Below are 26,537 nucleotides of genomic sequence, written 5' to 3' on the forward strand. Positions count from 1 at the left end.
ACCCACGGAGCGCGGGCATGCCCGTCGACGCAGGCGACCGCAGCGACGCCGCACACGCCCGCACGGGCACGACGAACCGCAACGGCGGCGGGGACTCCCCCAGTTAACTGAGGTAGGTCTCGAAGCCCTTGGCGAGGGAGTCGGCTATGCGCTGGCGGAAGGACGAGCTGGAGAGTTTGGCCGCGTCGGACTTGTTCTGCATGTTCCCGCACTCGATGAAGACCTTGGGGACCTTCGACATGTTGAGGCCGCCCAGGTCGTCGCGGCGGTCGATGGCGTTCTTGCCGAGGTAGTTGGAGTACGGGATGCCGGTGCCCTCGTGGTAGGCGTCGCGCAGGGCCTTGCCGAGCTTGGTGGAGCCGGAGACCATGTCGGCGTTCCGTCCGATGGAGATCGGCTCGATGATGTGGAAGCCGTGGCCGGACGCGGCGGCGCCGTCGGCGTGGATCGAGATGGCGGCGTCGGCCTTGAGCTCGTTGCCGACGGCGGCGCGCTCGGTGATGCAGGGGCCGACGCTCTTGTCGTCCTCGCGGGTCAGGGTGACCTTGGCGCCGCGGGCGCGCAGCAGCTTGGCGAGCCGCTTGGAGACGTCCCAGGTGAAGGCGTGCTCGGCGTAGCCGGCCTTGGTCTCGGTGCCGGTCGTGTCGCACGCCTTGCTGCCGTTGCCGATCTTGACCTGCTTGTTGATCTCGGACGGGTGGTCGGCGTTGCCGCCGTTGTGCCCGGGGTCGATGACGACGACCTTGCCGTCCAGGGGCGCGGCGTCGTCCTTGGCGGACGCCGGTGTGCGCGCGGAATCCGTGGTCGGCGCCGCCGGCGGGGTCGCGGGGTCGCCGGCGGACGGGCCGGAGGAGCCGCCGCACGCGGTGAGCGCGCCGAGGCACAGCGCGAGACCGGCGACCGCCGGGCCGCCTCGATGGATGCGCACAGGCCGATTCCTCCGTGATGACTTCGTTACCGGGACCCTGACAGTTTGCACGGCCATCCGGGTTCGTCAAACGAAGTCCGGGAAATCAGCGCAGCGGGTCCTCCTTGTCGAGCAGCGCGGCGAGGGCCCGCGCCTCGTCGGCGTCCAGGCCGAGGACGACGCGGGGACGCCCCCACGGGTGGTCGATCGAGTGGGCCACGTAGCTGGCGACGGACTCCGACACCTGCTCGGCCAGGCCGCGCGCGTGCCGCCACTCCGACCACGCCCGCTCCAATTCGCTCGCCGCGCGCTGCGCGCACGACACCAGTTCCGGATCACGCACGAGCCGAACCCCCATAAGACTGCCTCGTCCCGGGCGGCCTCCCCCGAGGCCGCCCGGGTCCACCCGTCGGACGGTGAGTCCCATTAACCACCCGGCGGCGGGCCGGGGGCCGGCGAATGCGGCAGGCTTGGCCGGCCCCTTACCCGGCGGACACCGGTTCCAGGAACGATCAACCGTCTCCCTACCTCGGCCATAACCGGCCACAGGTGCGGCGTGTTCGTGCGGGAGCGGGCCCCGTCGTGGAGCGCACCACCAGGTGCGGGACGACCAGGTTCTGCCGGGCGTGCCGGGACGGGTCGCCGATGCGCGCGGTGAGCAGTTCGGCGGCCACCCGTCCCATGTCGCGGCGCGGCTGGTCCACGCTGGTCAGCGAGATGTGGCGGATCGCGGCGAGATGGGTGTTGTCGTACCCGACGATGGACAGGTCGGCGGGCACCCGCATGCCCTGCTCGTCGGCGGCGGAGAGGGCACCGGTCGCGACCAGGTCGTTGGGAGCGAAGATCGCGGTGGGCCGGGCACCGCGGCGCAGCAGCGCGCGGGCGGCGCGGTAGCCGCCGTCCTCGGTGAAGTCGCCGGGTTCGACGACGATCTCGGCGGCGAGCCCGTGCCGGTGCATCGCCTGCTCGTAGCCGGCGCGGCGGTAGTGGGCGGTGGTGGAGCGCGCCCCTTCGATGTGCGCGATCCGCCGGTGCCCGAGATCGACGAGGTGGTCGACGGCGAGGCTGGCGCCGAGTTCGTCGTCGTCCACCACGATGTCGACGCCGTGCACGTCGCGTTCGCCGACGACCACGACCGGGACGCTCGCCGCGGCCTCCTTCAGCGATTCGGGGACGACGCTGAGCAGCACCAGGCCGTCCACCCGCATCTCCAGGAACGCCTCGACGGCCTCCGCCTCGAACAGCGGGTCCCAGCGGCCGCTGCCGACGAGCATCCGCAGGCCCGCGCCGTGCAGGCTCTCCTGCAGCCCGTCGAGGAACTCGGCGAAGAACGGGTTGTGCAGGTCGGCGACGATGGCGCCGATCAGCCGGGTGCGGCCCTCGACCAGGCTCCGCGCGACGGCGTTCGGCCGGTAGCCGAGCTCGCGGGCGGCCTGCAGGACGGCCTGCCGCCTGCGTTCGCTCACGTGCGGCGACCCCCGCATCACCAGTGAGACGAGCGATTTGGAGACTCCGGCGCGCTCGGCGACGTTGCGGATCGTCGGTTTCGGCGCGGGCACCGGCCTCCCCTCGCCGCGCCCGGCGGGAGAGGATCCGCTGCGCGGCCGGGGCACCGCGTCCTCTCCCTGCCTGTCGTACGGGTTCGGTTCATCAGCTGACATGGCACTCCGTCCGGGGGGACCTGCAGGACCTGCCGCGACGGCGCGCCGCCGGGGGAAGCCGGCGCGCCGTCCTCCGCTCGGGAGGAGATGCCATGATGCCGCGCCTTCCCCCCGGGCCGTCGCAACAGGGAGTAACGGGCATCCGCGAATGGTGGTTCAGGCCTGTGGTGTCCCGGATCACAGGGGTGTCCGCGGATGATCACGACCCGGTGCAAAGCGCGCTTGCGCGCCGGTCGGCGGGATCTGCCGCGGGTCCGCCTCGGATACCCTTCCCACGTGGCAGATCGTGCGGTGGCCGGTGACAAGGCGCAGGGCCGGCAGGGCGGCGGACGGGGGCGTCGCCGGCTCAGCGTGGACGAACGGCGCGAGGAACTGATCGACGCGGCGCTGCAGCTGTTCAGCGCGCGCTCGCCCGAGGACATCTCGATCGACGACGTCGCGGCCGCGGCGGGCGCCTCCCGGGCGCTCGTCTACCACTACTTCGGCGGCAAGTACGAGCTGTACATCGCGGCGCTCGGCAGCGCGGCGAAGAAGCTGTCGGTGCTGCTGGAACCGCCCACCGAGGGCAAGCCGATGGAGCGGCTGCGCATCTCGCTGAAGCGGTACTTCGACTTCGTGGAGAGCCACGCGGCGGGCTACGCGGCGCTGCTGCGCGGCGGCCCGGCCGACCGCTCCGGCGAGGCGGGCGAGATCGTCGACGGCATCCGCCAGCTGCTGCTGGACCGGATACTGCACTCGCTGGACGTGGAGGTCCCGCCGCCGGTCCTGCGCATCACGCTGCGCTGCTGGATGGCGGTCGTGGAGACCGCCGGCCTGGACTGGCTGGAGAACCGGGACGTCCCCCGGCCCGAGCTGGAGCTGCTGCTCGTCGACCAGCTCGTGGCCATCATGCAGACGGCCGGCCGGCACGATCCGGGCACCGGCGCCCTGTTCGAGCGCCTCTCCCAGGAGGAGTTGAGCAAGTAACCCCTGGGGCTGCCGGGGGCACCTGTCCGGTTGTGGACGATTGAGCCTAGGGTGTCCGAAATTCCGCGCAGGCCAGATCCCGCCCGCGGGATCCGCGGGCGGGATGCCGGCCGGACGGCGACCGGCCCGGGACCCACCGTTCTCGGATGACCGTGGTCCCCGGCCGTCCCCCCTTGGTCGTGCTCCTACTCCGAGCGCTGCTGCGGGATTCCCGCGAGCAGTGCCCGCACCTCCGCCTCGCGGTAGCGGCGGTGCCCCCCCAGCGTCCGGATGGACGTGAGCTTTCCCGCCTTCGCCCACCGTGTGACGGTCTTGGGGTCGACGCGGAACATGGTCGCCACCTCCGCCGGCGTCAACAGGGGCTCGGCCTCTGGCGTACGTGCTGACATGTTTGCGGCCTCTCCTTCGTGGACCGATGACAGCGATCCTGCGATTGATCCTCGCGTGGTCACTGATGTCCCCTATGGCCCGAAAGAGCCACTATGACATCACAACGTGTAACCTTGCCACCACTCAGCGCAACAAGCAAGTTCCTGGCGGTAGTTGCGTGCAAACATCCCCGCGGCCGCGGGGTGCCACACCCGAGCGATGGCGACTGGGTCACGCTGCGTGATTCTAGCGACACGTATAGTCGTATCGCGCGCGGATTCGGGAAATTTGTTTTAGTTCGCCGCCTCGAGCGCCCGGACGGGCCGCCAGCGGGCCAGCAGGCGCTTGTACATCGCCACGGTCAGCTCGACCTCGCCGCGCTCCATCCCGGTGAGCGCCACGGTCATCTCGGCGACCGACTCGTCCGCGCGCAGGGCACGGTCGTCCATCAGGTGGACGAGCCCTCCGTAGTCGAGCTCCACAAGCGCGCTCGGGTGGAACTCACCGAGCCACCGGGCGAGCGTCTCCAGCCGTCCGGCCGACAGGAGGTAGACCTCCTCCGTCCCGTCGCCGAGGTTCTCGCGCACGACCGGCAGCGCCGCCGCCACCCGGCGACGCGCCTCGCCCATGGAGGTGACGTAGATGAGCGTACGCGCGGGCGCGGCCGTGGCCGAGCCATGGCCGGCGGCCTCCTCGGACGCGTCGTCGGACTTGCGGTACCCGGTCCCGGGGGTGCCGAGCATCAGGCACCGCTCACCGCGCGCGAACGGCACGAACCAGTCCAGCGGGACGTGCCAGGTGCTCGTCAGGATGTGCGGGCGCAGCGGCCGGCCGGCGTTCTTCCACTGCTCGAAGTCGCTCATCGCCCGTTCCGCGACCGGCGGCGGGACGAACGCGGCCGCGACACCGGCGGCGTGCTCGTTCCTGAACCGCTCGAAGGCCAGCCAGGAGCGCAGCCTCGTCGCCCACGGGCAGATGTAGATCATGTCGTCGAGGCGCCGCACGTAGGCGTCCCTGCTCTCCCGCTCCGGCGCGACCTCGGGCGGCGAACCGGTCAGCCTGAGCGCGGCGTCGCGGTGTTCCACGCCGAGCGCGTGGATCCGCCGCGGGCGCCGCCGGGAGTCGGCGTAGACCGTCCACAGGGTCCGCGCGGGCTCCGGGAAGGCGGTCACCGGTTCATAAACCCGTAGGTACGCGGCGTACGGAAGCACAACCGCATCGTGACACGAGATCGGGGCGGACGTGGGCCATCCGGCGCCCTAGTCTGATCTAGAGACAGAGAGGAGGGCACTACCGTGCCTAATGTCTTCGGGGCGCCCCACAAGGGCACCGAACCCCGACACGAGCAGGTCGTCTTCTGCCAGGACGAGGCCAGCGGCCTGCGCGCCATCATCGCCATCTACTCGACCGCGCTGGGCCCGTCCCTGGGAGGAACCCGCTTCTTCCCCTACGGCACCGAGGAGGAGGCACTCGCCGATGTGCTGAACCTGTCCCGGGGGATGGCCTACAAGACCGCCTTGGCCGGCCTCGACCTCGGTGGAGGCAAGGCCGTCATCATCGGCGACCCCGCCATCGACAAGTCCGAGGCGATGCTGAGGGCGTACGGACGGTTCGTCCAGTCGCTGAACGGCCGCTACTACACGGCGTGCGATGTCGGCACGTTCAGCGAGGACATGGACGTCGTCGCGCGGGAGTGCCGCTTCGTCACCGGACGGACGGTCGCGCACGGCGGTGCCGGCGACTCCTCCATCCTCACGGCGTTCGGCGTGTTCCAGGGCATGCGCGCGACGGCCGAGACCGTGTGGGGCGCACCCACGCTGCGCGGCAAGCGGGTCGGTGTAGAGGGTGTCGGAAAGGTCGGCCACCGGCTGGTGGAGCACCTCCGCGAGGACGGCGCGGACGTCGTGATCTGCGACGTGAACGAGGTCGCGGTAGACCGGGTCCGGTCACTGCACCCCGAGGTGAAGGTCGTCGCGGATGCCGACGCCATGATCCGTGCGGATCTGGACGTGTACGCACCGTGCGCGCTCGGCGGCTCCCTCAACGACGACACCGTGCCCGTCCTGCGGGCCAAGGTCGTCTGCGGCGCCGCGAACAACCAGCTCGCCCACACGGGCGTGGAGAAGAGCCTCGCCGACCGCGGCGTCCTGTACGCGCCCGACTACGTGGTGAACTCCGGCGGTGTGATCCAGGTCGCGGACGAGATCGAGGGCTTCAACTTCGACCGCGCCAAGGCGCGCGCCACCGGGATCTACGACACCACCAAGAAGATCTTCGCGCTGGCCGCCGATGACGGCGTCCCGCCGGCGGCGGCGGCCGACCGGCTCGCGGAGCGCCGGATGACCGAGATCGGCAGGCTCCGCGGGATCCTCCTCTGAAACCCGCTTCGCCGGTCTGTGCGACGGGTCCGGACAGGGGGCTTCCTAGACCCGTTTAGACCGTTGCAAGACCGTTGTAAGGGCCGCCGTGGGGCGCTGTACGACCGTCCCACGGCGGCCTTGGCACGTACTCGTGACCACCGGATACACTGTTGTTATCAGCAACAGGAGCGCCGCCACGTACCGTCGATGTACCGAGCCAGGCGCAAAACGGGTACGGTTGTACCCGTGACTGACGCATGGCTCATCAGGCACCGGTTCGTGTGGTACACGCGCGCGTTGATGGGCCCACGAAAGCCCTGACCATCGAGGGGGTCGAGCCAATGGGTCGCGGCCGAGCCAAGGCCAAGCAGGTGAAGGTTGCCCGGCAGCTCAAGTACAACACCGGCAACACGGACCTCGACCGCCTGAAGGACGAACTGGGAGTCCCGGACTCCGGTGACGACTCGTACGACGAGCTCGCCGAGAAGTACGCCGACTACGCCGATGACTACGGTACGGAGCCCCGCAAGGACGGCACCTCCGGTTGACCGGCGGACAACACGCCACTGCCCCGCACGGGCGGTGGCGTTTGTCGTGACTTCTGCATGTTCGCCGCGGTTCTTCCTCTATGGGGGGTGTGTGGGTCATGGTTTCCGCCGGCCGCCGAGAGCGCCTCTGGGGCGCCTTCGGCGGCTCACGCTAGCCGTGTAACACCTGAGGGCTGAGAGGCGCCCACGGCCCCTCTCAGCCCGTCACGCGCCCCGTCACGCTCCGGGGCCTTCATGACCGCGCCCGCCGCACCCTCGGGCCGCCTCGCCGCCGCGCGTCCCACCGGTCGATCGCCGCGTCGCCGCGCACAACGTCCCCAGCCGCCGGCCATACGGCTCTGGTCGCCGTCGCAGAGGCACACGTCTCCAGCCGCCGGGTGCACGGCTCTGTGCGTCAAGTACACGGTTCTAGGCGAAGGTGGCGTGGCCGGTGCCCTTGGTGATCTCGCCGAGGGGCCAGGCGGGGACGCCGCGGCCGGTCAGCAGGCGAAGGGCCGCGTCGGCGGCGTCCGGGGCGACGATCGCGGCCATCCCGACGCCCAGGTTGAACGTCTTGTCCATCTCGGCCTGCGGCACGTCGCCGTGGGCCTGCAGGACGCGGAACAACGGCGGGATCTCCCACGACGAGCGGTCCAGGACGGCGTCCATGGTCGCCGGCAGTGAGCGGGCCAGGTTCGCCGCGAGTCCGCCGCCCGTGATGTGCGCGAAGGCGCGCACACCACCGGCCTGGGTCAGCGCCAGGCAGTCCTTGGCGTAGATGCGCGTCGGGGTGAGAAGTTCCTCACCGAGCGGACGGTCGAGTTCGGCCGGCGCGGATTCCAGGGTCAGGTCGGTCGTGGCCAGGATGTGCCGGACGAGCGAGTACCCGTTCGAGTGGATACCGGACGACGCCATGGCGAGCACGACGTCGCCCACCTGAACACGGTCCGGGCCGAGGATCTCGTCGGCTTCGACGACGCCCGTCCCCGCGCCCGCGAGGTCGAACTCGTCCGCCTCCAGGAGACCCGGGTGTTCGGCGGTCTCGCCGCCGATGAGGGCGCATCCGGCCAGGGCGCAGGCGTCCGCGATCCCGCCGACGATGTCGGCGATCCGTTCCGGGACGACCTTCCCGCAGGCGATGTAGTCGGTCATGAACAGCGGTTCGGCCCCGCACACGGCGAGGTCGTCGATGACCATGCCGACCAGGTCGTGCCCGACCGTGTCGTAGATGCCGAGGCGTCGCGCCAGGTCGACCTTGGTACCCACACCGTCCGTGGACGTCGCGAGCAGCGGACGCCTGTACTTCACGAGGGCGGAGGCGTCGAACAGGCCCGCGAAACCGCTGACGTCGTCCACGACCTCTGGACGCCGTGAACGTGCCACGCGGGACTTCATCAGCTCTACGGCGCGCTCACCGGCCGCGATGTCGACACCGGCGGCCTCATAGGAGGTCACCGGCCGACCTCCAGCAGATGCTTGCCGCGAGCGTCCTGCTCCACCGGGATGGGGTAGATGCCGTCGAAGCACGCCCGGCACAGGTTGTCCTTGGCGATGTGCGTAGCGGAGATGAGCTCGTCCAGGGAGACGAAGCCGAGCGTGTCGGCGCCGATGGAATCGCGGATCTCCTCTACGGAGAGGTTCCCCGCGATCAGTTCCGCACGGGTCGCGAAGTCGATGCCGTAGAAGCAGGGCCACGCCACGGGCGGGCTGGAGATGCGCACGTGCACCTCGGCGGCGCCCGCGTCCCGCAGCATCGTCACGATCGCGCGCTGGGTGTTGCCCCGCACGATCGAGTCGTCCACCACGACCAGCCGCTTGCCCTCGATCGCCTCGCGCAGCGGGTTGAGCTTGAGCCGGATGCCGAGCTGGCGGATCGTCTGGGACGGCTGGATGAACGTCCGCCCGACGTAGGAGTTCTTCACCAGGCCCTGGCCGTAGGGGATGCCGGAGGCCTCCGCGTAGCCGATCGCGGCCGGCGTGCCCGACTCGGGAGTCGGGATGACCATGTCGGCCTCGACGGGGTGCTCGCGGGCCAGCCGGCGCCCGACCTCCACGCGGGTCGCCTGGACGCTGCGTCCGGCGATCGCCGTGTCGGGCCGCGCCAGGTAGACGTACTCGAACAGGCAGCCCTTCGGGCGCGGCTCGGCGAACCGCTCGGACCGCACGCCCGCGTCGTCGATCGCGATGATCTCGCCCGGCTCGATCTCCCGGACGAAGCGGGCGCCGACGATGTCGAGCCCGGCCGTCTCGGACGCGACCACCCAGCCGCCGGCCTCCAGGGAGCCGAGGACGAGCGGCCGGACGCCCTCCGGGTCGCGGGCGGCGTACAGCGTCCCCTCGTCCATGAAGACCAGGGAGTACGCGCCGCGCGTGGCCGGCAGGATCTCGCGGGCGGCGGCCATCGGGCCGCCCTCGCCGTGGTGGGCGAACAGCGCCGTGAGGACCTCGGTGTCGCTCGTCGCGGTCAGCACGCCCGGTTCCAGCTTCGCGGCCAGTTCCGGCGTGTTGATGAGGTTGCCGTTGTGGGTGAGCGCGAGCCCGCCCGCGTCCGTCGACCGGAACGTGGGCTGGGCGTTCTCCCATGTGGGCGAACCGGTCGTGGAGTAGCGGCAGTGGCCGACGGCGATGTGGCCGCGCAGCGTGTTCAGCACCGATTCGTTGAAGACCTGGGCGACGAGGCCCATGTCCTTGAACACGACGATGCGGGAGCCGTCGCTGACGGCGATGCCCGCCGACTCCTGCCCGCGGTGCTGGAGCGCGTACAGGCCGTAGTAGGTGAGCTTGCTCACCTCGGCCCGCGACGCCTGGTCGGCGGGGACCCAGACGCCGAAGACCCCGCAGGCGTCCTGCGGAGCGCGGTCGGAGGGATCGATGTCGTGGCTCAGACGTCCGTCACGGAGAGGCACGCCAATCAGTCTAGATGCCCGGTTCACCTGCTCCGATCGGTGGCATGTCTTAACGGAGCTTTACTCGCCCGAACCACAGGCAACACACGGCTCGGGGGAATCTGAGGGTCGACACGTGGAGGGACACATGACGCTGCCCGGGTACCAGACCTACTCGCCCCCCGCGCCGCCCCGGCGGAGCGGTCTGGCGAGGGCCTCGCAGGTGCTCGGAATCGTCGGGCTGGTGGGGCTCGCGCTCTGCTTCCTGGGCGTGCTCCCCGCTGTCGTGGGGCTCGTTCTGGGGACGGTCGCTCTCGTCCGGCGCGACGCTGACCGGCGGCCCGCCGTCGTGGGGGTCGTCTGTTCGGCCCTTGCCCTCGTCATAGGCGCGGGGTCGCTTTTGTGGCTGCTGAGCAAGGCCGCGCGTTGCGGGGACGAGGCGCGGTACCCGGACGAGCCGTCCCGCCGGGGCTGCGTCGAACGCGAGTTCCCGTTCGCCAAGACGGACGTTCACTCAGACGACGTTCACTCAGACAGCGCGCGGACGGCTTCCTCGTTGAGCGGTGACGCGTACACGCGGAAGTCGTCCATGAGGCCGCCGAATCCCGGCTTGGTGGGTTCGCTGCCCAGGTAGATGGGTCCGGCCGGTGTGACGACGGGATGTTCCAGCGGGAAGGTCACATCTAGCTTGCCGTTGACGTAGAGGAACATCCCCTGGGTGTTCACACCGACGACGACATGTGCCCATTCCCCCAGCGTCAGCCTTGTGCGGCTGTCGACGTAGTCCGGCCCCTTGACCGTGAACAACTGGACCCGCAGCCGCATCTCGTCGGGATACAGCCACAGGCCGAGGCCGCGCGCATCGTTCTCCGCGACCGGCTTGTAGACGAGGCTGCGCCACTCTCCGGTGGGCGGCTCGGAGACCTGGACGAAGAACGCCAGGCTGAACCCGAACACCTGGCTCAGGACGAGTTGGGGTGTGGCAGGGATCACGGCACGGTCGTGGCCGTTGAGCGACAGCGCCTCACCGTCCCGGCCCGGCACGATCCCGGCGGTCTCGTCCAGCTCGGCGGCGGGTCCGGCGCCGGTCGCCTCCGCGACCCTGCGGCCGTCCACGGTGGCGACGTCGAACGTCCAATGCGCGATCAGCACGGGGATCACCTCCAGCAAGGCGGATACTCCCGCACAGCAGGCTCTCAGTCGATGGGCAGTGGAAGATAGTCCGAGAGGTCCGCGCGCGCGCCGCTGGCCCTTACCCGTCCGTCCATGACCGCGTCGGCCCAGGCCAACCGGCCCGTGGCCAGCGCGATCCAGGCCGCGGCGTCCATCTCCACCACATTCGGTGGCGTACCACGGGTATGGTGCGGGCCGTCGATGCACTGAACGGCGGCGTGCGGAGGGACCCGGACCTCCACGGAACGACCCGGGGCCAGCTCGGCGAGCCGGTCGAGCAGGAACCGCACCGCGCCCTTGACCACCGGACGGGACGGTTCGGCGCCACCTGCCTCGGCGGCGGCGAGGACCGTGTCCAGAGCCGCGCGACGGAGCGCGGCGGGCTCGTCCGGACCCGGGTGGGGCGGCAGGCCCAGCGCGGCGCGCTGCTCGTTCAGGACGGCCAGGGAAAGCGGAGTTCGCGGCATCGCGAACGAAGCTACCCCGTCGGCCACGGCAGAATGGGACGCCGTCCCGGAGGACACGGAGGTTCGTCAGATGCCCGAGGCGCTGCCCCTGCAGCCGGGTGACCCGCTGAGACTCGGCTCGTTCGAGATCACGGGCCGGCTCGGCGTCGGTGAGCAGGGCGCCGTCTTCCTCGGCAGGGACCAGGCCGGCGGCCACGTCGCCGTGAAGGTCCTGCATGTGCGGCTCAGCGGCGAGCCCGTCGCGAGGTCCCGGTTCGCCGGCGCGTTCTCCTCCGCCCGGAAGGTGTCCGGGTTCTGCACGGCGGCGATCCTGGCCGCTGACGTGGACGGCGACCGCCCCTATGTGGTCAGCCAGTGGGTGGACGGTCCCTCCCTCCAGCAGCTCGTGGACGAGGAGGGCGTGCGCGGCGGCGCCGTCGTCGAGCGTCTGGCCGTCGGTATGGCGGTCGCGCTCGCGGCCGTCCATCGGGCGGGTGCGCTTCATCACAATCTGAAGCCCGGAAACGTCCTTCTGGGACGGGACGGCCCCAGGATGAGCGACTTCGGCATCGCGCGCGCTCTGGAGGCGGTGAACGTCTCCTTCACCGGACACATGACCGAAGACCCGTCCTACAAGGCTCCAGAGCAGCTGAGCGGTATGGGCATCGGCCCGGCCGCCGACGTGTTCGCCTGGGCGTCGACCCTTGTGTTCGCCGCAACGGGCAAGCCGCCGTTCGGCGAGGGTTCGTCGCAGCAGGTGATGCGGCGCGTCGTCTACGACCAGGCGGACCTGTCGGCCGTCCCGGATTCTTTGCGCGACGTCCTCGCGAGTGCTCTTTCCAAGGATCCGGCAGAGCGTCCTACGGCGCCGCAGGTTCTTGACCGGCTTCTGGGGGCGTCCAGCCCGCTCCCCAGCCGCATGCCGCCTTCGATGGTTGAGGAAGGGCGCGCCTTGGCCGGAGGTCCGGCCGCCCAGCAGAACGTCCCCCCGACGGTGCCGCCGCCACGTCCGCCTATGGGAACCCCAGCGCCCCCTATGGCGGAGGGTCCGGTCGACCCCCCGTCGCCGCCGTCCCTCCCCTTCCTCGGGAAGCTGTCCCGCACCCGCCGGCCCCGCCTCGAGCCCACGTCCGAGCCTGAGCCGATCGCGGCCGATCTGGACCCGGGGGCCTTCGAGGCGACGGCGACCTTCGGCGCGATCGGCCTGGACGCGGAACGTCCGGGCGCCTCAGGCAAGCGAGACGAGCATCCCCAGGCGGACCAGACCACGAGGTTCGACGCGGTCGGCCACGACTCGACGGCGATTTTCGACGCCGCCGACCTGCATGACCATCCGAACTTCACCGAGCCGCACCTCATCCCTGGGCTCGGCCGTGCGCGGGACGGCGACGAGCGACGTTCCTCACCGCTGTCGTCCATCGCGCGAATGCGGCGCCCCAGCAACCATGTGCTCGGTGTCGCCCTTTCACTGTTCATCGGTGTGGGCGTCGGTATCGCCATCATCGCGCTGGTGCTGTGGCCCCAGCTCAAGGACGACAACGGTGCGCCCCCGGACAGCGCGAACGCGTCCAACAACCGTCCGGTGACGACCATCCCCGCTTCTTTCGCCGGGACCTGGAAGGGCAATCTGGTCAACACCAACCGCAATGTGTCCTTCCCAGTCGAGGTCACGTTCGAGGCAGGCGGCACTACCGCGCGCGCGGTGTATCCGCGTGAGAAGTGCACCGGCACGCTGACGCTGACCCGGGGCACGGAGAGCGCGCTGAAGATGAACCTGGCGATCGGCAAGCCGTGCACGAGCGGGGTCGTCGAGATCACCCGGCAGCCGGACGGGACGCTGCAGTACACGTGGAGCAGGCCGGGGACGAGCCTCGGCTACGGCGGCAGGCTCAGCCGCGCCTGACCCCGCCCCCGACAGACTCGGTTTGGCAACAGAAAAGCCACATCTGGCACCACGTCCAATTTGTCACCTCAAATCAGGACAGTTCCGCTAAGGTTTCCTTCCGGTCGAGATCATCGATCTTGTGATGGGGCCCGTCCGCGCGTGGTCCCCCCTGCAGAAGGAGAAGCCTTGCGGGCTGTCCACCGAAGGCTGCTGCTGGCCGGCGCGGTCGCGACGTGCCTCGGCGCCGCTGCGGCGCTCCCCGTGCTCGCCGACGACTCGTCGTCCCTGGTGAAGGTGACGGCGGCACAGGGCACCCCGGTGCCCGGCCAGTACATCGTCACGCTGAAGCCCGGAGCGTCCACCGACGCCGCCGCCAAGCAGGTGAGGGCCACGGGCGTCAAGCGCTTCGACGGCGCCCTCAACGGTTTCGCCGCCAAGCTGAGCGGCGACCAGCTGAACAAGCTGCGCAACGACCACCGTGTCGCCGCGATCGAGCAGGACCAGGTCGTCAAGGCGAACACGACCCAGAAGTACCCCCTGCCCTGGGGGCTGGACCGGATCGACCAGCGGTCCAGGAAGCTCTCGAAGAGCTACTACTACAAGTCGACCGGAAGCGGCGTCAACGCCTACATCATCGACAGCGGCATCGACGTCGGCCACCCGGACTTCGGCGGCCGCGCCACCGTCGCCTGGGCGGCGCCGTTCGGCGGCGACGGGCGCGACTGCAACGGCCACGGCACCCACGTCGCGGGCATCCTCGGCTCCAAGACCTACGGCGCCGCCAAGGGCGTGAACCTGCGCGCCGTCCGCGTCCTCGACTGCGACGGCTACGGCTCGGTGTCGGACGTCATCGCCGCCGTCAACTGGGTGCGCACGAACGCCGCCAAGCCGGCCGTCGCGAACCTGTCGCTCGGCGGGCCGAAGTCCACGGCGCTGAACACCGCCGTGACGAACCTGTCGAAGTCCGGTGTGTTCGTCTCCGTGGCCGCGGGCAACGACAACAAGGACGCCTGCAAGTTCTCGCCGTCCAGCGCGGGCTGGGTCATGGCGGTCGGCGCGACCACCACCTACGACAACCGCGCGACGTGGTCCAACTGGGGCAAGTGCATCGACATCAACGCGCCCGGCTACGGCGTCTGGTCCACGTGGCCCGGCGGCGGTTCCGAGAAGCTCAGCGGGACGTCCATGGCGACCCCGTACGTGAGCGGTGTCGCGGCGCTCTACCTGTCCACCCACAAGACGGCCACCTTCCCGCAGGTGCAGAAGTGGCTGAACGACAACTCCACGCACAGCCTCAAGCGGCTGCGCTCGCAGGCCAACCGGTTGCTCTACAAGGGCACGCTGTGAGACCTGTCACGTAAGATGGCCCGGCTCCCAGCAAGGGGGCCGGGCTTCTCGCGTACCAGACCGTCCCACCCGTCCCTTGGGGTCTACCCTTGGCGAGGCTGAGACGTTCTTTAGCCTTCATTGACCTTCGGGCCCCTGGACCTTCGTACCAACGAACGACGTACCTACGGCCATGACGAGAGGAGAACACGTGGAGACCCCCGCCTCCACCTGTCGGCCCACCGCGCGCCGGCGAGGTGGGCGCCGCACCGCCACGGCTCTCGTGGCCATCGCCGCCGCACTGCCGCTGATCGGGACCGCCACCCCGTCCGCGAGCGCGGCGCCGCCCATGTCCGTCCCCATGGACCCGGGCGACAGCGCCAAGTTCGCCAAGCTGAACCGCCAGATCGAGAAGCTGGACAAGGAGTACGGCGGCGACCTCGCCAAGCTGAAGGACGCCCAGTACGCCGCGCAGAAGGCGCTGAGCAAGTCCAACGACCTGCAGAAGGACCTCGTCGAGGCCCGCAACCTCGTCGCCCAGCTGGCCGCGACCCAGTACATGACCGGCGGGGAGGACCCCACCGTCTCGTTCCTGGCCGACGCCAACCCGAGCGACATGCTCAGCAACGCCACCCTGGTCAGCCACCTCGCGCAGAACAAGGCGGCGAAGGTCGCGCAGATCCAGAAGCTCGTCGACGACCAGCTCGCGGCGCGCAAGAAGGCCCAGCTGAAGATGACGGAGCTGAAGAAGGAGATCAAGGACCTGAAGAGCCGCAAGGCCCAGATCCAGCAGCTCGTCAAGAAGTACAAGCCCGAGTCGCCGAGCATCGGCATGGGCGGCGTCACGCCCCGCATGCTGAAGGTCAAGAACACTCTCGACCTGGAGATGGGCCCCTTCCCCACTATCGGCTGCGTCCGGCACACCGGCGACCCGCAGGACCACGGCACCGGCCACGCCTGCGACTTCATGGTGACGACCGGCGGCGTGATGGCGGGCGGCAGCGCCAAGGCCCAGGGCGACCGCACCGCCGAGTACGCCATCTCCCACGCGAGCGCCCTCGGCATCAAGTACGTCATCTGGCGCCAGCGCATCTACGACATGCGCAGCCCCGGCTGGCGCATGATGGAGAACCGCGGCGGCGTGACCGCCAACCACTACGACCACGTCCACGTCTCGGTCTTCTAGCCGGACGTCTTCTAGCCGGACGTCTTCTAGCCGGACGTCTTCTAGCCGGACGTCTTCTAGCCGGACGTCTTCTGGCCGGACGCGGCTCGGGCGCCTACTTCCGGCGGCCGAAGAGGAAGTAGGAGATCGGGCCCACGAAGTTGACGAAGGCGAGCGTCCGCCACAGTCGCTTGGAGCCCTTCACCTGGTCGCTGGGACGGCGCTGAAGGTCGACCAGAGCGGCCGCCAGCAGCGACAGCTGCACCGTCGTGGCGCCCGCGATGACCGAGCGTTCCGTTCGGCTGAGCTCGGACCAGCGCTGCTTGGAACCCACCATGCCTCCCCCTAGACCGGTTGCACTCTCAGGCTAGACGGGGCCGGACGAGACGGAAGGGGCGCCCCCGCGTGTGGGGCGCCCCTTTCGTCTGCGCTTGAACGTCTGCGCGTCGATCAGTCGGCGTAGCTCGGGAGCATGCGCTCGTGGGCCTCGCGGAGCTCCGACAGGCCGATGCTGAACAGCTCCTGCTGGTCGCCGTCCGGGCCGCGTCCGGTCACGTGGAGGGCGTCGCCGCCCGCCACGCCGAGCTGGGCGACCGGAACCCCGGCGGACTCGCAGAGGGCCTGCAGGCGTCCCTCAGCGCCCGGCCTGACCACGACCATGGCGCGGGCCACCGACTCGCTGAACAGCGCCGTGAACGGGTCCCCCCGCAGCGTGATTCGGGCGCCGAGCCCGCCGCGCAGGCACGACTCCACGAGCGTCTGCGACAGGCCGCCGTCCGACAGGTCGTGGACGCCCGTCACCAGGCCTTCGCGACCGGCGGCGACCATCACCGACGCCAGCGCCGCCTCGGCCTTCAGGTCCACCAGCGGCGGCAGGCCGCCCAGGTGGTTGTAGACGACGTGCGCCCATTCCGAGCCGCCGAACTCCTCGCGGGTCTCGCCGAGCAGCGCGATCGTGGCGCCGTCGGTGGTCAGCGACATGTTCACCCGGCGGCGAACGTCGTCGTGGACGCCCAGGACACCGATCACCGGCGTCGGGTTGATCGGGGTCTCGCCCGTCTGGTTGTAGAAGCTGACGTTGCCGCCCGTGACCGGGATGCCCAGGTACTGGCAGCCGTCCGCCAGGCCCTCGACCGCGCGCGCGAACTGCCACATGACGCCCGGGTCCTCGGGGGAGCCGAAGTTGAGGCAGTTCGTGACGGCCAGGGGCCGCGCACCGGTGGCGGCGACGTTGCGGTACGCCTCGCTCAGCGCGAGCTGCGCGCCCGAGTACGGGTCGAGGCGCGTGTAGCGGCCGTTGCCGTCCAGCGACAGCGCGATGCCCAGACCGGACTCGTCGTCGACGCGCACCACGCCCGCGTTCTCGGGCATCGCCATGACGGTGTTGCCCAGCACGTACCGGTCGTACTGCGAGGTCACCCACGTCTTGCCGGCGAGGTTCGGTGAGCCGGCCAGCCACAGGACCGTCCGGCGCAGCTCGTCGCCGTTGGACGGACGCGTGAGGTGCCCGGGGGTGTCGGCCTGTAGGGCTCCGAGGTCGTGCGGGGGCTCCAGCGGGCGGTTGTAGACCGGGCCCTCGTCGGCGGCCGTGGTCGGCGGGATGTCGACGATCGTCTCGCCCCGCCACGTCATGACCAGCCGACGGGTGTCGGTGACCTGGCCGATGACCGTCGCCGGGATCTCCCAGCGGCCGCAGATCTCCATGAAGCGGTCGACCTTGTCGGGCGAGACCACCGCCATCATGCGCTCCTGCGACTCGCTCATGAGGATCTCCTCGGGGAGGAGCGTCTCGTCGCGCAGCGGGACGGTGTCGAGGTCGACGTGCATGCCACCGGTGCCGGCCGCGGCCAGCTCCGTCGTCGCGCAGGACACCCCGGCGGCGCCGAGGTCCTGGATGCCGACCACGAGGTCCTCGTTGAACAGCTCCAGGCAGCACTCGATGAGCAGCTTCTCCATGAACGGGTCGCCCACCTGGACCGACGGCCGCTTCTGGTGCGACTCCTCATCGAACGTCGCCGAGGCCAGGACGGACGCACCGCCGATGCCGTCCGGGCCGGTGAGGGCGCCGAACAGGATCACCTTGTTGCCGGGGCCCGAAGCGATGGCGCGCTGGATGTCCTCGTGCTTCATCACGCCGACGCACAGGGCGTTCACGAGCGGGTTCTGCTCGTAGCAGGCGTCGAAGACCGTCTCGCCGCCGATGTTGGGCAGGCCAAGGGAGTTCCCGTAGCCGCCCACACCGGCCACCACACCGGGCAGGACGCGCTGCGTGTCGGGAGCGTCCGCCGGGCCGAAACGGAGCGAGTCCATGACGGCGATGGGGCGCGCACCCATCGACATGATGTCGCGGACGATCCCGCCGACGCCGGTAGCGGCGCCCTGGTACGGCTCCACGTAGGACGGGTGGTTGTGCGACTCCACCTTGAAGGTGACCGCCCAGCCTTGGCCGATGTCCACGACACCGGCGTTCTCGCCCATGCCGACTAGGAGCTTGTCCGTCTTCGGGGCCTTGTCACCGAACTGGCGCAGGTGCACCTTGGAGCTCTTGTAGGAGCAGTGCTCACTCCACATGACGGAGTAGATCGCCAGCTCCGCCGACGTGGGGCGACGTCCGAGGATGTGCCGGACGCGCCGGTACTCCTCGTCGTTCATCCCAAGCTCGACATAGGGCTGCGGACGGTCGGGGGTCGCGGCGGCGATGGCGACCGTGTCCGTGCCGTGGCCGCCGCCCTCGATGGCCGGCATCGGCCCGGTTCCCCGCGGGAGGGGCTGAAGACCGGTGCCGGTCTCCACCGTCGGCTGCGGGCCGGTGCCCGGACCGAGCGCGGGCTGCGGACCCGTCCCCGGGCCCACGGCGGGCTGCGGCCCGGTGCCGATGCGCGGCTGCGGGCCCGTCCCGGGGCCTTCCGCACGCACGGGCAGAAGCGGACCGGTGTGCACGATGGGCTGCGGACCGCTGTCAGGCCCGACCGCAGGCTGCGGGCCGGTGCCGGACCCGACGGTCGGCTGCGGGCCCGTCCCGGAACCGACGGCAGGCTGCGGACCGGTGCCCGTCCCGACGACCGGCTGCGGACCAGTGCCAGGCCCCTCCGGGCGCGCCAGCGGGCCGCTGTTCAAGTCAACGATCGGCTGCGGACCCGTACCCGCCCCTACGGCCGGCTGCGGGCCCGTCCCGGAACCGACGGCAGGCTGGGGACCGGTACCCGTCCCGACAACCGGCTGCGGACCCGTCCCGGGGCCCTCCGGACGCGCCAGCGGACCGCCGTTCAAGTCAACGATCGGCTGCGGACCACTGCTGGGCCCAACGGTCGGCTGCGGGCCCGTCCCAGAGCCCTCTGGGCGCGCCAGCGGCCCCGTGTTGAGGTCGACGATCAGCTGCGGCCCCGTCCCCGCACCTACAGCGGGCTGAGGGCCCGTCCCGGAACCGACGGCGGGCTGCGGGCCGGTGCCCGTCACGGCGGCCGGTTGCGGACCGGTACCGAGCGCGGGCTGCGGCCCCGTGCCCGAGCCGCCGGGCTGCGCCGGCGGCCGAGGCCCCGCGAGCCCGTTCACGTCAGGCATGGTCAAAGAGGGGTCCACCACGGTGGACGAGGGGTCACCGACAGCGCGCTCTTCTTCCAGGGCACGGGCGAACTCCTGCTCGGGCCCTTCGACGGTCCCGGCGGAGGCGGGCGGCTGCTCGCCGTCTAGCACCGGGATGGGGCCCGTGAACGGCCCGGAGGCGGCGGGGGCGGCGGGGTCCTGCTGCGCCGGACGGGCGGCCGGGCCCGCGTTCCGGTCCTCGTCGATGATGGCCTTGAAACCCTGGGTCACCGAAGGGCTGACGGGCTGGAGCTCGGGGTCGTCCGCGTCGGACTTGAGCTCCCCGAGCCACTCCATCGACGGCTCGTCGGAGGCGTCCCGGGTGGCTCGTCCGGAAGCGTGGGGCCGTTGCTCACTCATGCGTTGACCAGTCTCTTGACAATGGACGTGAAGAAACCGAGCCCGTCGGTGGACGGTCCGGTCAGCGACTCCACGGCATGCTCGGGGTGGGGCATGAGCCCGACCACGTTGCCGGCCTCGTTGCAGATGCCGGCGATGTCGTCGAGGGAGCCGTTCGGGTTCAGGTCGACGTAGCGGGCGACGATCCGGCCGGTGTCGGCCAGTTCGATCAGCGTCTCCCGGTCGGCGGTGTAGCGGCCGTCCCGGTTCTTGATCGGGATCACCAGCTCCTGGCCCTCTCCGTACTCGCTGGTCCAGGCCGTGTCGGCGTTCTCCACCCGCAGCCGCTGGTCGCGGCACACGAAGTGCAGGCCGGCGTTCGGCAGCAGCGCGCCCGGCAGCAGGTGCGACTCGCACAGCACCTGGAAGCCGTTGCAGATGCCGAGCACGGGCAGCCCCTTGCCGGCGGCGGCCACCAGTTCGGTCATGAGTGGCGCGAACCGGGCGATCGCCCCGGCCCGCAGGTAGTCCCCGTAGGAGAACCCGCCCGGCAGCACGACGGCGTCGACGCCCTGCAGGTCGTGGTCGCCGTGCCAGAGGGCGACCGGCTCGGCGCCGGACAGCCGGACGGCACGTGCGGCGTCCTTGTCGTCCAGAGAACCGGGAAAGGTGATGATGCCTACCCGGGCAGCGTCCATCTGTTCTGTTCCTCCGAAAGAAGGCGGCGGCCGGGACGGTCGGGATCTCCTCCGCCGATCACCCCGCTGCGCGTCGCATACCCCCCGCGCGCGTCCTAATCTACCCGGCGTTGTGCATGAGGCGGGCGTCGAGGCGGCGTACCAGGGCCCCGTCGCTCCAGGTCAGCCGCTTCCGCAGGTGAACGACGGTGCCCCGGTCGGGGACGGAGTCGATGTCCAGTTCGTCCACCAGCGCCCGCATGATTTTAAGCCCGCGGCCGGACTCGCTCAACGCGCCCCGGTCTGCGGCGGGCGCCGGCCGCGGCCCGCGGCCCCAGTCGGTGATCGTGAGCAGGCACGTACCGTCGTCGACGTGCCCGGTCACCTCGTACTCCCCGGACGCGCGGGCGTGCTGGACGACGTTCGTGCACGCCTCGGACGCGGCGACCAGGACGTCGTCGACGCAGTCGGCGGATACGCCGAGCCCCCGCAGCGCGTCCCCCACCACCCGCCGGATCACCGGGATGGTCAGCGCCTCGCGCGGCAGCGCGAGCGAGAACCTCATATCCACCCGGACACCTCGTGTCATGCCCCGGGCTTCCCGATCGTTCCCCCGGTCCCGGAGCGCGCTCGACGACTCGACGGAGCTAACACTTCCCCGGCGGAATACTCCGTAATCGCTATACTCACGGGTCTTTCCGGGAAATCTCACGGCCCGCGCAACGGTGCGGAACGAGCCGGCTCCGCACGGATACCGAATGGTATTCCGCACTATTTCCGGCCGATGCCGGTCAGAGAACGCGCACCTCGTAGTTCTCGATGACCGGATTGGCCAGCAGCGTCTCGGCGATCTTCCCGACCCGCTCCAGCGCCGCCTCGTCGGCGTCCCCCTCCAGCTCCACCTCGAACCGCTTGCCCTGCCGGACGGCCACCACGCCGTCGAACCCCATCTGCGGCAGTTTCCTGGCGATCGCCTGGCCTTGCGGGTCAAGGATTTCCGGCTTCAGCATGACGTCCACGACGACACGCGCCACGACCGCCCCCTCACTGATCTGCACCTTTCCTTACGATCTGAAGCGTACGGCACCATGGCTCTGCACGAGCCATCCGCATCCCCCCGGAGCCACCCGATGAACATCGAGGACCTGACGCCCTCGGAACGCCGCCTGTGGAAGGCGTTCCCGAAGGGCGAAGCGGTCGACCTGTCGACCGGCGACCCGGCGCTCGACGACATCGGGCAGTCCGACCGGTGGGGACACGACCGGGTGGTCAGAGCCGAGGTCCTCGTCGCACTCCTCGTCGGCGCGGTGGACCCCGAGCCGGGGCAGGTCGCCGCCGTCCGGCTCGCCGGCGCCCGCATCACCGGCTCGCTGAACCTCGGGCACGCGGAGGTCACCGTCCCCCTCGCCCTCACCGGCTGCGCGTTCGACGACGCACCGCACCTGTACTGGGCGAGCATGACCAGCGTCCACCTGATGCGCTGCCGCCTGCCCGGCCTGGTCGCGTCCGGCACCCGGGTGGACGGCCACCTGTGGCTGGAGGGCAGCCGGATCAACGGCGGCCTCTGGCTGGACGGCGCCAACATCACCGGAATCCTGAACATGTCGGGCGTCCAGCTGACCAACCCGGGCGGGGACGCGCTGCTCGCCGACCGCCTCTCCGTCGAGGCGAACGTCTACTGCGACCAGGGGTTCATCGCCAACGGCGAGGTCCGGCTGCCCGGCGCCCACATCGGCGGACAGCTGATCTTCCGCGGCGCGCGGCTCTACAACCCGTCCGGCGTCGCCCTGTACGCCAGCCGCCTGGACGTGGCCGCGAACGTGTTCTGCGACGGCGGATTCACCGCCGAAGGCGAGATCCGCCTCCGCGGCGCCAGCGTCGGCGGCTACCTCTCCTTCGTCGGCGCGAACCTGTCCGCACCGGAACGCACCGCCCTCAACGCGGACGACCTCACCGTCGAGACCGACATCTACTGCTCGGACGGCTTCACCGCCGTCGGCGCCGTCAGTTTCTCCGGCGCCCGCGTCACCGGCCAGCTCAGCCTGCGCGACGCCCGCCTGCGCCACGACAACGGGACGGCCCTCAGCCTCCAGCGCGTCCAGGCCGAAGAGCTGCTCCTGCGCACCGCCGAACCGATCAGGGGCACCGCTGACTTCTCCTACGCCCGCATCAACCTGCTCCGCGACGACGCCGCTTCCTGGCCGGAGCGCCTCCAGCTCGACGGCCTCCAGTACGAGACCCTCGAACCGCCCCTCACCGCCCGCGAGCGCCTCGACTGGCTGCGCCGCGACACCGACGGCTACGCCCCGCAGCCCTACGAGCGCCTCGCCCAGACCTACCGCACCCTCGGCCTGGACGCCGACGGCCGCTCCGTCCTGCTCGCCAAGGCCCGCGACCGCCGCCAGACCCAGGGCCTCCCCCGCAAGATCGTCGGCTGGCTGCAGGACGCCCTGGTCGGCTACGGCTACCGCCCGTTCCGCGCCGCCAGCTGGCTGATCGGCCTCCTCGCCTTCGGCACGATCGTCTTCTCCATCCACCAGCCGGACGTCCTGGACGACGGCCACAAACCCCACTTCAACGCCTTCTTCTACACCCTCGACCTGCTCCTCCCCATCGGCAGCCTCGGCCAGGAGATCGAGTTCGCCCCCAAGGGCGTCTACCAGTGGATAGCGAACTTCATCGTCGCCGCCGGCCTCGTCCTCGGCCTGACCGTAGCCGCCGGCGCCACGAGGGCCCTCTCCCGCGAATAACCCCCCGCCCCCGCCTCCCTTTCATTACCGTTCACACGGCGAAAGGAGGCGGGTCATGACCCTCAAGATCGACGCTCGCGCCGTACACGCCGAACTCCAGGCGATTTCCACGGCAATGTCCGAAGTGACCCGCCAGATGGGCCCGCAAACCTGGCAGGGCGGCTCCGCCGCCGCCTTCACCACCGACCTGCAAGGCCACAACCGGTCACTGAACCGCCTGATGCTAGAGGTAGAACGCACGGTCGCCCGCTACAACCAGCTCCCCCTCGTCCTGGACCCACCCGACATCCCCCGCGTAACACCCGCGACCGGCAAACCGGGCATCGCCTCAGTCTCCCCGTCCGCCCTGGAACGCCTCGAAACGGCCTTGACCCGCGCCGCCGCCGACCTCCCCCACCGCGCCAAAATGATCCGCGGCCACTTAGCCCTCGCCTACCCCGACATCCCGAGCACCACGGCCTGCGACAACACCGCTGCCTGGTGCCGCACCCAGGCGACCCGCATGCGCACCCGCACCATGTACGCCCTGGCCGAGAACGAGGTGACGGCGACCCCCTTGATCCAGGGCCCGGTCATCGAAATCCCAGACACGGAACGCTTCGGCTCCAAGGAAATGACCGACCTGGCCCGCCTCCAGGCTCGCGCCTGGCTGAAGCACACAACCCACCCAGGCAACGCGACCCCGGCCCTGATGTCGGAGATAGCCCGCACCCTGGCCGAGAACAGCAAGAACACCACCTACCTGGCAACCTTCTTCGCCAACATCCCACCGGGCTCCGCAGGAAAACTCCCCTACCGCCTACACCAACTGACCAAAACCAGCGGCCTATCCCCGGAAGACAAGAAGACAGTAGGCAACCTGGGCACAGCCGTAGCCGCCATATCCCGCAAAAAAGAAACCGAAGGAATAGCCGCCAAGGCCCTAGGCCCCGCTGGCACAGACATGCCCGGCCAAGCCCTCCTGGTCAAACTGAGCGCCCCCAACATCAAATGGAGCAGCGCCATCCTGACCGACCTGGGAAAGGCCGCCCTCCGCTGGCGCCAGAAGCATCCGTCCTATGAGATCACGCATACTTATGACGAGGGCGACCGGGGGCACACCAAGGTACTCAACCAGCCTCATGGACTCTGGTGGAGGTCATGGGGCATCTCAGGCCCTTCCGGGAAGTACCCCGACGCCAAGACGCTGCGCGAGTACGACCCCGCACTCGCCGTCCTCAGCCGCATCTCCGGCCAGAAGGATCTCACCGCCGCCCGCAACCTGGCCTCGATGAAGTTGGACGACGCGTTCATCATCGAGGACCCTGACAAGGCACCCGCCATCACCTGGTTGACTCGCGGCACCGGGGGCACGTACGCCTCCCTGCTCGTAGCCCCCGATTGGCCCGACGGCGGTACCGTCGCCGGTTCGGTCGTCCGGCTGGCGACCGCTCCAGCAAAGGGCCACGAGGACCAGGCCGCATTGAACGCTGCCGAGATCATGAAGTCAGTCGGCTGGTGGAACGACAAAGGCCGCGAGAAGGTCGAAAAGCCCCTGAAGAGCGGAGCGCCGCTCGATTTGATTCCATGGTTCAACATCTTGCCGCGAATGGACCAGGCCCCTCCCGGCACAACCCATAGCCAGCACTACACCCTCGAACTCGGCCCCGGCCTCAACTCCGGACTACTGGCGATGACACGCATGTACATCCCGGCTCTCGCCGACGCCAACCGCACGAGCGGCGGCACTGGCCTGCCGACCCGGGATCATGCGACGGGCAGAACCTACGTGAACATCGACGGTAACGATGTACAACAGTTCCTCCGCACCTTCGCCGCAGACGACCGCGCCTGGACACAAATCGCCGCCGACACCGAGGTGTATCGCCAACTCATCTTCGCTTGGGGCCTGCGTACGGACAAGTGGCCGCTCGCCGCAAAACGTGCCGGGCAAGTGGAGGGTAACCTCATCGCCGCCTACGGACTCGAAAGGCTCAAGCGAGAGCAGCTCACTCAACAGGAATTCGAGGATGCCAAGAAGCACCTCGGCATTCTGCGCGACGTTGCCGGAAGCATGCTCGGCGCCACGACGGTGGCGGCGGTCCCCGGCGCCACCGATGGGTACGCCATAGGTACCGACCTCGCTCTGGACAAGATAAAGTACAGCGACTACGAAAAGAATGTCGAAGCGATCAGGGGCAAGTACGCGACCTACACCGACCAGCTTTACCTTGACCTCGCACATGCCGTCCAACTCTGGAAGGGAACGCACACCGGAGACAAGGACCTTGACGCCGCTCTACTGCTCTGGCCCCTTGCCGGGCGTGATTCCAAGCAGGTAATGAAAGCGATCAAAGAGGCCTGGCTCACCCCTCCCGGAGTGAAACCACACTTGAGCGGGGAAGACCTCGTCGGCGAGGCAGAAGGAGCTGTCGGACACAATGCTCCGAATGAGTGACACCCGCCCGGTCACTGACGATAGGGAGCGCCGGAGAGAGGGCTGGGCAGCCGGAACGAGTAGACGAGCCCACAGAACTTGTTCAGCATGATGTAGCTTCCGTCACGCGCCTTGGAGACACCGCCCGGGTCAGCGGAGGCGACGTCCGCCATCGTGCCGTCGAACTCGTCGCACTCCTTCTGCGGGCCGAACGACAGCGCTTGCAGTTCGCCGTCCGCTGTGATCAGGGCAGGTCGCGGCGTTCCCTGGAGCGGGGACACCCCGCCCAGGAGGAGGACGGCACCGCCGCTCAGTGGCAACGCCGCCGTCCATGGCGGCGCCTCCCTTACCGAACTGGGAAACCCTACGCCGCGTACGTCGCCGTTGCCGCCCGCACGGAGAAGGCCCCCCTTGCCCAAGACGATGACACCGTGTGCGCCGTCAGCGACGAGATCAGTCGCTTGAAAGTCGTCCGCGCCGCCCAATCCTCGCAGAGCAGCCTCATAACCCGATGGCTCCCAACGCTTCAACGCGTCTCGCCCGACGACTTCGAACAGCTCTCCGGCCCGAGAGAGCACGATGGGATCCCCGTCACCTTTCAAGGCGAACTGGGATCCCTTCCAGTACTTGTTAAGCCGATCCACCTTTGACCGGGGAAGCGGTTTTCCATGTCGGTCAAGAATCCTGAGCCGAGGGTACGTCACCTCATCCGAGCCCAGCACGTCCGTCGTTTGCAAGCTGGAAAGCGACGTCCGGGACAACTGGAGCCCGGCGTACGAGGCCAGCTGCCAAAGGCGATCGCCCGATACGGCCAATTGCGCGTCGGCCATACCGACCGAGAGCATCGTGATCCGTCCATCGCCCTCAATCCGTGCGATTCGCCGCCCACCGGCTCCGGCGACCGGAACGTAGATCCTGCCCGTCTCCTGGTCGACCGTCAGGCCGCCGTTAGAGCGAATGTTGACCCGAACCGCGTACTCGCCGTCCCGAGGAGACCGGCTGGTCTCACGGTCCCCGGCGATCACCACGACCTGGCCGGGGCCGGCCTCTTATCCACATTCGCCGCCGCCGACGAAAAGGCAAGGTTAAAACCCCGTGAGGCC

Annotated in this window: 23 protein-coding genes; 8 read left to right on the forward strand and 15 right to left on the reverse strand. The window is 69.8% G+C overall.

Translation table 11 applies throughout. The features are described 5' to 3' along the window. Window positions 1-103: 103 nt before the first annotated feature. The 3 genes from HUX53_RS20135 to HUX53_RS20145 all read right to left on the reverse strand — a co-directional run bounded on the left by HUX53_RS20135 (window position 104) and on the right by HUX53_RS20145 (window position 2,466). The gene (locus tag HUX53_RS20135) at window positions 104-928 is read right to left on the reverse strand and encodes an N-acetylmuramoyl-L-alanine amidase (protein WP_309237329.1); all 825 of its coding nucleotides are present in this window, start codon (window positions 926-928) and stop codon (window positions 104-106) included. A gap of 85 nt (window positions 929-1,013) precedes the next feature. Next, the gene (locus HUX53_RS20140; RefSeq protein ID WP_217919645.1) at window positions 1,014-1,265 is read right to left on the reverse strand and encodes a hypothetical protein; all 252 of its coding nucleotides are present in this window, start codon (window positions 1,263-1,265) and stop codon (window positions 1,014-1,016) included. A 166-nt stretch (window positions 1,266-1,431) separates the two neighbouring features. Beyond that, window positions 1,432-2,466, reverse strand: coding sequence for a LacI family DNA-binding transcriptional regulator (locus HUX53_RS20145; protein WP_176404768.1), 1,035 nt, complete (start codon window positions 2,464-2,466; stop codon window positions 1,432-1,434). Window positions 2,467-2,844: 378 nt separating this feature from the next. Here HUX53_RS20145 and HUX53_RS20150 point away from each other — a divergent pair, with 378 nt between their 5' ends. Then, entirely contained in the window at window positions 2,845-3,534 is a 690-nt protein-coding gene (locus HUX53_RS20150) for a TetR/AcrR family transcriptional regulator (protein WP_309237330.1), read from the forward strand. 185 nt (window positions 3,535-3,719) lie between these two features. Here the strand turns inward: HUX53_RS20150 and bldC are convergent, their stop codons facing one another. After that, window positions 3,720-3,923, reverse strand: a complete 204-nt coding sequence (bldC, locus tag HUX53_RS20155; RefSeq protein WP_012850682.1) for a developmental transcriptional regulator BldC — start codon at window positions 3,921-3,923, stop codon at window positions 3,720-3,722. Window positions 3,924-4,196: 273 nt separating this feature from the next. After that, window positions 4,197-5,114: a hypothetical protein gene (locus tag HUX53_RS20160; RefSeq protein ID WP_176404770.1), complete on the reverse strand. Its 918-nt coding sequence runs from the start codon at window positions 5,112-5,114 to the stop codon at window positions 4,197-4,199. Window positions 5,115-5,198: 84 nt separating this feature from the next. Between HUX53_RS20160 and HUX53_RS42585 the strand changes: the two genes are divergently transcribed. Further along, window positions 5,199-6,281, forward strand: a complete 1,083-nt coding sequence (locus HUX53_RS42585; RefSeq protein ID WP_176404771.1) for a Glu/Leu/Phe/Val dehydrogenase — start codon at window positions 5,199-5,201, stop codon at window positions 6,279-6,281. Window positions 6,282-6,604: 323 nt separating this feature from the next. Then, window positions 6,605-6,811 (forward strand): DUF3073 domain-containing protein, encoded by a 207-nt coding sequence (locus tag HUX53_RS20170; RefSeq protein WP_176404772.1) that lies wholly within the window; start codon window positions 6,605-6,607, stop codon window positions 6,809-6,811. Window positions 6,812-7,219: 408 nt separating this feature from the next. On the opposite strand, the gene purM is transcribed toward HUX53_RS20170, so the two are convergent. The 4 genes from purM to HUX53_RS20190 form a co-directional block, all read right to left on the reverse strand. Continuing rightward, complete coding sequence (purM, locus tag HUX53_RS20175; RefSeq protein ID WP_176404773.1) at window positions 7,220-8,245, reverse strand: phosphoribosylformylglycinamidine cyclo-ligase; 1,026 nt, start codon at window positions 8,243-8,245, stop codon at window positions 7,220-7,222. Then, window positions 8,242-9,696 carry an amidophosphoribosyltransferase gene (gene purF, locus HUX53_RS20180; protein ID WP_176404774.1) on the reverse strand — a complete coding sequence of 485 codons (1,455 nt, stop codon included), beginning with the start codon at window positions 9,694-9,696 and terminating at the stop codon, window positions 8,242-8,244. Before purF ends, purM begins: the two co-directional genes overlap by 4 nt. Before the next feature lie 504 nt (window positions 9,697-10,200). Next, window positions 10,201-10,836, reverse strand: coding sequence for a LamG domain-containing protein (locus HUX53_RS20185; protein ID WP_309237331.1), 636 nt, complete (start codon window positions 10,834-10,836; stop codon window positions 10,201-10,203). 35 nt (window positions 10,837-10,871) lie between these two features. Then, on the reverse strand, window positions 10,872-11,315 hold the full coding sequence (locus tag HUX53_RS20190; protein WP_176404776.1) for a sterol carrier family protein: 444 nt from the start codon (window positions 11,313-11,315) through the stop codon (window positions 10,872-10,874). 70 nt (window positions 11,316-11,385) lie between these two features. On the opposite strand from HUX53_RS20190, the gene HUX53_RS20195 reads away from it, so the two are divergent. The 3 genes from HUX53_RS20195 (at window position 11,386) to HUX53_RS20205 (ending at window position 15,691) form a co-directional block, all read left to right on the forward strand. Then, window positions 11,386-13,197, forward strand: coding sequence for a serine/threonine-protein kinase (locus tag HUX53_RS20195; RefSeq protein ID WP_176404777.1), 1,812 nt, complete (start codon window positions 11,386-11,388; stop codon window positions 13,195-13,197). Window positions 13,198-13,365: 168 nt separating this feature from the next. Beyond that, window positions 13,366-14,526, forward strand: coding sequence for a S8 family peptidase (locus tag HUX53_RS20200; RefSeq protein WP_176404778.1), 1,161 nt, complete (start codon window positions 13,366-13,368; stop codon window positions 14,524-14,526). Window positions 14,527-14,716: 190 nt separating this feature from the next. Next, window positions 14,717-15,691: a hypothetical protein gene (locus HUX53_RS20205; RefSeq protein ID WP_176404779.1), complete on the forward strand. Its 975-nt coding sequence runs from the start codon at window positions 14,717-14,719 to the stop codon at window positions 15,689-15,691. A 94-nt stretch (window positions 15,692-15,785) separates the two neighbouring features. On the opposite strand, the gene HUX53_RS20210 is transcribed toward HUX53_RS20205, so the two are convergent. From HUX53_RS20210 to purS, 5 genes are all read right to left on the reverse strand, one after another. Further along, entirely contained in the window at window positions 15,786-16,007 is a 222-nt protein-coding gene (locus HUX53_RS20210; RefSeq protein WP_176404780.1) for a PLD nuclease N-terminal domain-containing protein, read from the reverse strand. A 113-nt stretch (window positions 16,008-16,120) separates the two neighbouring features. Beyond that, on the reverse strand, window positions 16,121-18,415 hold the full coding sequence (purL, locus tag HUX53_RS20215; protein ID WP_176404789.1) for a phosphoribosylformylglycinamidine synthase subunit PurL: 2,295 nt from the start codon (window positions 18,413-18,415) through the stop codon (window positions 16,121-16,123). Between the two features lie 1,193 nt (window positions 18,416-19,608). Continuing rightward, the gene (gene purQ / locus HUX53_RS20220; protein ID WP_176404781.1) at window positions 19,609-20,289 is read right to left on the reverse strand and encodes a phosphoribosylformylglycinamidine synthase subunit PurQ; all 681 of its coding nucleotides are present in this window, start codon (window positions 20,287-20,289) and stop codon (window positions 19,609-19,611) included. A 100-nt stretch (window positions 20,290-20,389) separates the two neighbouring features. Further along, on the reverse strand, window positions 20,390-20,833 hold the full coding sequence (locus HUX53_RS20225) for an ATP-binding protein (protein ID WP_217919652.1): 444 nt from the start codon (window positions 20,831-20,833) through the stop codon (window positions 20,390-20,392). A 226-nt stretch (window positions 20,834-21,059) separates the two neighbouring features. Further along, window positions 21,060-21,302 carry a phosphoribosylformylglycinamidine synthase subunit PurS gene (purS, locus tag HUX53_RS20230; protein ID WP_083946837.1) on the reverse strand — a complete coding sequence of 81 codons (243 nt, stop codon included), beginning with the start codon at window positions 21,300-21,302 and terminating at the stop codon, window positions 21,060-21,062. 96 nt (window positions 21,303-21,398) lie between these two features. Here purS and HUX53_RS20235 point away from each other — a divergent pair, with 96 nt between their 5' ends. Together HUX53_RS20235 and HUX53_RS20240 are read left to right on the forward strand one after the other, a co-directional pair. After that, window positions 21,399-23,018, forward strand: a complete 1,620-nt coding sequence (locus HUX53_RS20235; RefSeq protein WP_176404783.1) for a hypothetical protein — start codon at window positions 21,399-21,401, stop codon at window positions 23,016-23,018. A gap of 55 nt (window positions 23,019-23,073) precedes the next feature. After that, window positions 23,074-25,455, forward strand: a complete 2,382-nt coding sequence (locus tag HUX53_RS20240; RefSeq protein ID WP_176404784.1) for a hypothetical protein — start codon at window positions 23,074-23,076, stop codon at window positions 25,453-25,455. Window positions 25,456-25,466: 11 nt separating this feature from the next. Here the strand turns inward: HUX53_RS20240 and HUX53_RS20245 are convergent, their stop codons facing one another. Next, complete coding sequence (locus tag HUX53_RS20245) at window positions 25,467-26,459, reverse strand: hypothetical protein (protein WP_176404785.1); 993 nt, start codon at window positions 26,457-26,459, stop codon at window positions 25,467-25,469. Between the last annotated feature and the right edge of the window lie 78 nt (window positions 26,460-26,537).

The sequence above is a fragment of the Actinomadura sp. BRA 177 genome (assembly GCF_013372625.1).
Taxonomy (GTDB): Bacteria; Actinomycetota; Actinomycetes; order Streptosporangiales; family Streptosporangiaceae; genus Spirillospora.

Coding starts and splice junctions, on each gene's coding strand:
- HUX53_RS20225 (WP_217919652.1), bottom strand. CDS start 20,833: ATGAGGTTCTCGCTCGCGCTGCCGCGCGAGGCGCTGACCATCCCGGTG.
- purL (WP_176404789.1), bottom strand. CDS start 18,415: ATGCCGGCCATCGAGGGCGGCGGCCACGGCACGGACACGGTCGCCATC.
- HUX53_RS20140 (WP_217919645.1), bottom strand. CDS start 1,265: ATGGGGGTTCGGCTCGTGCGTGATCCGGAACTGGTGTCGTGCGCGCAG.
- HUX53_RS20195 (WP_176404777.1), top strand. CDS start 11,386: ATGCCCGAGGCGCTGCCCCTGCAGCCGGGTGACCCGCTGAGACTCGGC.
- HUX53_RS20235 (WP_176404783.1), top strand. CDS start 21,399: ATGAACATCGAGGACCTGACGCCCTCGGAACGCCGCCTGTGGAAGGCG.
- purQ (WP_176404781.1), bottom strand. CDS start 20,289: ATGGACGCTGCCCGGGTAGGCATCATCACCTTTCCCGGTTCTCTGGAC.
- HUX53_RS20210 (WP_176404780.1), bottom strand. CDS start 16,007: ATGGTGGGTTCCAAGCAGCGCTGGTCCGAGCTCAGCCGAACGGAACGC.
- HUX53_RS20240 (WP_176404784.1), top strand. CDS start 23,074: ATGACCCTCAAGATCGACGCTCGCGCCGTACACGCCGAACTCCAGGCG.
- bldC (WP_012850682.1), bottom strand. CDS start 3,923: ATGTCAGCACGTACGCCAGAGGCCGAGCCCCTGTTGACGCCGGCGGAG.
- HUX53_RS20190 (WP_176404776.1), bottom strand. CDS start 11,315: ATGCCGCGAACTCCGCTTTCCCTGGCCGTCCTGAACGAGCAGCGCGCC.
- HUX53_RS20170 (WP_176404772.1), top strand. CDS start 6,605: ATGGGTCGCGGCCGAGCCAAGGCCAAGCAGGTGAAGGTTGCCCGGCAG.